Source organism: Cytobacillus sp., assembly GCF_964223445.1.
Classification (GTDB): domain Bacteria; phylum Bacillota; class Bacilli; order Bacillales; family Cytobacillaceae; genus Cytobacillus.
Genome location: NZ_CAXQGS010000068.1, coordinates 1 through 3,086, shown reverse-complemented (window position 1 = coordinate 3,086; position 3,086 = coordinate 1). Strand labels below are relative to the sequence as shown.

Sequence of the window (3,086 nt, the reverse complement as noted above, 5' to 3'; positions counted from 1 at the left end):
TTTCAGCCGGCTTGTCTTATGCTTGAGGCCCGCAGGACAAGGAAGGCTTCGTCAGCATTGCATCGCACGACCGAAAGCGGCAGCTTTTGGGAGGATGCGGGTCATGCAGACGTTGCCACAGGACGTGTCGATTTTAGTCTGCGTTCCTAGGTAGGCGGGCGCCTTGCGCTTTTCTTAATCCAAATCAGTCTTATCCTTTTGATCTTTATTCCTCTTATTGCCCTTGCTGTTATCTCCGCTGATGGCTGATTGATTTCCTTTTGGTGAGTTTTGATTATTACTGCCTTTATTGAACTTTTTTGTCATAGCGATTCTCCTTTCTTATAAATGCTTCCTTATTTTTTCTAAAGCGCTCCTTTTTTATCCGGACCGGCCTTCATCTTTCCATTATGAAAAGCATATACATCTAAAAGGATTATGATGGGGGGATCTATATGAATAAAATAGGATTGACGCTTTGGGAGGAGCATGCCTTTTGGCTGGAGATTCTTGAAGACCATGCGATCTTTGTCAGGGACTATCTTTCTCCAACAGAAGGCAAGTATGTAAAAAGAGCGGATGAATACAGACAAGCCTTCCGTAATCTTAGGAATAAGCTAAATCTGTTACCTCCTTCTGCACAGGCCAGCTCACAGGAAGCAATTGCGATGGCCATGGAGATATGGCCGGTTGCAAACGGTTATTTTCAGTTCGAAGGAAAGCTGCAGAATTTGAGAATCAATAATTTGATCAATCTTAATCTCTCGCCAACCTACTTTAATGGCACATTAAATGAAAATCAGGAATATCTGCGCCTGCTGACTTATTTTACAAATGGACAGACACCGCCGCCGCAATCCCTTTTTGATTTGCTGGATTTGTGGCTTGAGGACCAGCTGGGACATATCATTCTTTTAAGAAACTCGATTGATCCAATTGAGGTTTTTGTTGATGACCAGGCAGAAACCTATACTAGGATTTTTCAGGGCTTCGTTGTACAGAACAGGCATATGAAGGGATATCTCCGGTTTACGCAGCCAGGGTTTCCGCGCCAGCAGGAAATGGCCCGGGATGTGGGGATGGCTGTGATTGAAATGAATGAATACATTAAAGGCATTGTCCAAAAATACACCGGCAAAAGAATTCTTAATAAAGCGACGCTTCGATTTCTCGAACATCATTTCCCTGAAGCCTGTTATTTAATTAAAAAACTCAGCTACTATGCTCCCGAACTGGGTGAAGAAGCTTCTAAATGTTCTTTGAAAAAACCATCTTATTCATAGCATCCTTAAGCCCTCTTTTAGAAAGAGGGTTTTTTTCTTTTGCCTCCTATAAACTAACCACTTTAGGAAAAGATAAAATATAATCCATTTCTCAAACAGGAGGCAAACACATGAAAAAGACTATTTATAGTGCTGTTCTAATCTGTTTTGTTTTAATTATTTCAGGGTGCGGAACGAATAAAGCAAATCCTGAAAATCAGGATCAAAATGCTTCAGAAGAGCAGGACTTATGGGCAAAAGTCCAGGATGAGGGAAAGCTGTTAATAGGAACAGAAGGCACTTATCCGCCATTCACGTTCCATGACGACAAAGGCGAGCTTACCGGTTTTGATGTGGAAATCTCAAAGGAAGTGGCCAAAAGGCTTGGTGTGAAGCCGGAATTTCTGGAAACACAATGGGATGCCATGTTCGCCGGATTGGATTCAAAACGTTTTGATATGATCGCAAACCAGGTGGGGATTCGCCCTGATCGCCAGGAGAAATACGACTTTTCGGATCCTTATATTTCTTCTGCAGCTGTTTTGATTACACATGAATCCAACAATTCAGTTTCAAGCTTTGAAGATATAGAGGGTTTGAAAGCCGCACAGTCCATGACGAGCAATTATGCAGATCTGGCAAAGTCATATGGGGCGGAAATTGTAGGAGTCGACGGATTTAACCAGGCGATTGAACTGATTAATTCAAAGCGTGCAGATGTTACACTCAACGATAATTTGTCTTTTTTGGATTTTAAAAAACAAAAGCCTGATGCTCCAGTCAAAATCGCAGACGAATCCGAAGACGCTTCCCAAAGCGGCCTAATGTTCAGAAAGGGCAGCGGTACATTGGTTGATGAAGTCAATAAAGCCTTGGAAGAAATGATTGAGGATGGCACTTACTTGAAAATTTCAGAAAAATGGTTTGGTGAAGATGTACTTAAATAGTATATTCATCGATCCGGAAAGGGTCGAAAGACTTATAGAGATTGGCAAGAATTCATTTCAGCCATTGCTGGAGGGTGCCATTGTCTATACCATCCCATTAACACTGATTTCATTTATATGCGGGCTGGCATTGGCAATCTTTACGGCACTTGCCCGCATTTCAGGAAATAAGGCGCTGGAGACGATAGCCAGAATTTATGTATCAGCCATAAGGGGCACACCGCTTCTTGTGCAGCTGTTCATCATTTTTTACGGGCTTCCGACGATTGGTGTCATTATAGATCCTTTCCCCTCAGCGATCATAGGATTCTCGCTGAATGTAGGGGCGTATGCTTCCGAAATTATCCGGGCAGCCATCCTTTCAATCCCAAAAGGACAATGGGAAGCGGGATATTCCATAGGCATGTCTTATTCGCAGACGCTTAAGAGGATTATCCTACCGCAGGCATCCAGAGTATCAATACCGCCGTTATCCAATTCATTCATCAGTCTTGTAAAAGATACCTCTCTGGCTTCCATGATTCTGGTTACAGAGATGTTCCGAAGAGCACAGGAAATAGCCGCAACTAATTATGAATTTTTGCTTCTTTATACGCAGGCTGCCTTCATATATTGGGTGATTTGCTTTATGCTCTCGATCGTGCAGGGGGGGCTAGAACGCCGTCTGGACCGATATATTTCTTCATGAAAAGAGGCAATGCTATTAATGATTAATATTAAGGATTTGCATAAGCAATTTGATCAGCTGAAAGTACTGAAAGGAATTAATTTGGAAGTGACGAAAGGAAAAGTGGTTGTAGTGATTGGGCCATCCGGCTCCGGAAAAACGACCTTGCTGCGGTGCTTAAATGTGCTGGAGCAGCCTACTTCAGGCCTGCTTGCTATTGGCGATCAAGTC

At 42.8% G+C, this 3,086-nt stretch carries 5 protein-coding genes; 4 read left to right on the top strand and 1 reads right to left on the bottom strand.

Going from position 1 to position 3,086, the window contains the following annotated elements; translation table 11 throughout:
• Positions 1–174 precede the first annotated feature (174 nt).
• Positions 175–306, bottom strand: a complete 132-nt coding sequence (locus ACEQ1T_RS13095; protein ID WP_280516093.1) for a hypothetical protein — start codon at positions 304–306, stop codon at positions 175–177.
• A gap of 128 nt (positions 307–434) precedes the next feature.
• Here ACEQ1T_RS13095 and ACEQ1T_RS13090 point away from each other — a divergent pair, with 128 nt between their 5' ends.
• The 4 genes from ACEQ1T_RS13090 to ACEQ1T_RS13075 all read left to right on the top strand — a co-directional run.
• Positions 435–1,262 carry a DUF2935 domain-containing protein gene (locus tag ACEQ1T_RS13090; protein WP_370223271.1) on the top strand — a complete coding sequence of 276 codons (828 nt, stop codon included), beginning with the start codon at positions 435–437 and terminating at the stop codon, positions 1,260–1,262.
• A gap of 110 nt (positions 1,263–1,372) precedes the next feature.
• Positions 1,373–2,188, top strand: a complete 816-nt coding sequence (locus ACEQ1T_RS13085) for a transporter substrate-binding domain-containing protein (RefSeq protein ID WP_370223270.1) — start codon at positions 1,373–1,375, stop codon at positions 2,186–2,188.
• On the top strand, positions 2,175–2,876 hold the full coding sequence (locus tag ACEQ1T_RS13080; RefSeq protein ID WP_370223269.1) for an amino acid ABC transporter permease: 702 nt from the start codon (positions 2,175–2,177) through the stop codon (positions 2,874–2,876). Before ACEQ1T_RS13085 ends, ACEQ1T_RS13080 begins: the two co-directional genes overlap by 14 nt.
• Before the next feature lie 18 nt (positions 2,877–2,894).
• Positions 2,895–3,086 (top strand): ATP-binding cassette domain-containing protein (locus tag ACEQ1T_RS13075; protein WP_370223268.1); only part of this gene is annotated, 192 nt, incomplete at its 3' end.